Below are 2357 nucleotides of genomic sequence, written 5' to 3'. Positions count from 1 at the left end.
ATTCTCACTTCCAAGCGCTCCACATGTCCTTCCGGTCATGCTTCGCAGCCCTTGGAACGCTCCCCTACCCCTGTCCATAAGGACAAGCCATAGCTTCGGTGATACGTTTAGCCCCGGTACATTTTCGGCGCAGAGTCACTCGACCAGTGAGCTATTACGCACTCTTTCAATGGTGGCTGCTTCTAAGCCAACATCCTGGTTGTCTAAGCAACTCCACATCCTTCTCCACTTAACGTATACTTTGGGACCTTAGCTGATGGTCTGGGCTGTTTCCCTCTTGACTACGGATCTTAGCACTCGCAGTCTGACTCCCGAGGATAAGTCATTGGCATTCGGAGTTTGACTGAATTCGGTAATCCTGTGGGGACCCCTAGTCCAATCAGTGCTCTACCTCCAAGACTCTTCCCTCGAGGCTAGCCCTAAAGCTATTTCGGGGAGAACCAGCTATCTCCGTGTTCGATTGGCATTTCACCCCTACCCACACCTCATCCCCGCACTTTTCAACGTGCGTGGGTTCGGGCCTCCATCCAGTGTTACCTGGACTTCACCCTGGACATGGGTAGATCACACGGTTTCGGGTCTACAACAACGTACTATGGCGCCCTATTCAGACTCGCTTTCGCTGCGGCTCCGTCTCTTCAACTTAACCTTGCACGTTATCGTAACTCGCCAGTTCATTCTACAAAAGGCACGCTGTCACCCATTAACGGGCTCCAACTACTTGTAGGCACACGGTTTCAGGATCTATTTCACTCCCCTCCCGGGGTGCTTTTCACCTTTCCCTCACGGTACTGGTTCACTATCGGTCACTAGGGAGTATTTAGCCTTGGGAGATGGTCCTCCCAGATTCCGACGGGGTTTCACGTGTCCCGCCGTACTCAGGATACACTCCGGAGGAAACGACATTTCGACTACAGGGCTGTTACCTTGTCTCGCGGATCTTTCCAGATCGCTTCATCTACGCCGTTTCTTTGTAACTCCGTATGGAGTGTCCTACAACCCCAAGAGGCAAGCCTCTTGGTTTGGGCTCTTTCCGTTTCGCTCGCCGCTACTCAGGAAATCGAATTTTCTTTCTCTTCCTCTGGGTACTAAGATGTTTCAGTTCCCCAGGTCTGCCTTCTCATACCCTATGGATTCAGGTATGGATACCATCCCATTACGGATGGTGGGTTCCCCCATTCGGATATCTCCGGATCAAAGCTTACTTACAGCTCCCCGAAGCATTTCGGTGTTCGTCCCGTCCTTCATCGGCTCCTAGTGCCAAGGCATTCACCGTGCGCCCTTTCTAGCTTAACCATTTAAGCTGCAGATGACCTTCGTTCTTCTTCGTCAGCTACGCCGCTTCACTTCTTCACGTATTAAAATACGCTCAGTCGTTCATCAGCTTGCTTCCTTGAATAACTTGGTCCTCTTTGCTTAAAACCTATAATAGGTTTTAATAAGCTTTTTTGGCGTCATTCATTAGCCTTCTTCTAAGACACTTAGTTGAACTATCAAAAAGCATAGGCTTTTTAAATAAGTTAACCAGTGTTCATTTTATCAATCTTGTGTTATCTAGTTTTCAAAGGACAACGACGCACAGGATGTGCTAGCTTCGGTGTTGTCACATGGATGTGACGGTTTTAACCGAAGTTCCTTAAATCCCTTTTCTTCATGAGAAGAAAAAAGCGTCTTGAGAGTATGACCTCTCAAAACTAAACAAAAAGTACCAAAACGAAGTTCTTTAAAAGGTATGAGCCTTTAAGACTCCTTAGAAAGGAGGTGATCCATCCCCACCTTCCGGTAGGGATACCTTGTTACGACTTCACCCCAATCATCTGTCCCACCTTCGGCGGCTGGCTCCTAAAAGGTTACCTCACCGACTTCGGGTGTTACAAACTCTCGTGGTGTGACGGGCGGTGTGTACAAGGCCCGGGAACGTATTCACCGCGGCATGCTGATCCGCGATTACTAGCAATTCCGGCTTCATGCAGGCGAGTTGCAGCCTGCAATCCGAACTGAGAATGGCTTTATGGGATTTGCTCGACCTCGCGGTTTTGCTGCCCTTTGTACCATCCATTGTAGCACGTGTGTAGCCCAGGTCATAAGGGGCATGATGATTTGACGTCATCCCCACCTTCCTCCGGTTTGTCACCGGCAGTCACCTTAGAGTGCCCAACTTAATGCTGGCAACTAAGATCAAGGGTTGCGCTCGTTGCGGGACTTAACCCAACATCTCACGACACGAGCTGACGACAACCATGCACCACCTGTCACTCTGTCCCCCGAAGGGGAACGTCCTATCTCTAGGAGTGTCAGAGGATGTCAAGACCTGGTAAGGTTCTTCGCGTTGCTTCGAATTAAACCACATGCTCCAC

At 49.7% G+C, this 2357-nt stretch carries 2 rRNA genes; both read right to left on the bottom strand.

Annotation, left to right across the window (positions count from 1 at the left end):
• Positions 1-1296, bottom strand: a 23S ribosomal RNA gene (locus AOA60_RS13880); the annotation flags it as partial.
• A 458-nt stretch (positions 1297-1754) separates the two neighbouring features.
• A 16S ribosomal RNA gene (locus tag AOA60_RS13875) occupies positions 1755-2357 on the bottom strand; the annotation flags it as partial.

Source organism: Pseudomonas sp. 2822-17 (assembly GCF_002742485.1).
Lineage (GTDB): Bacteria > Pseudomonadota > Gammaproteobacteria > Pseudomonadales > Pseudomonadaceae > Aquipseudomonas > Aquipseudomonas cyclaminis.
The sequence above is the reverse complement of the archived record's forward strand: the minus strand, read 5'-3'. Positions and strand labels throughout refer to the sequence as shown.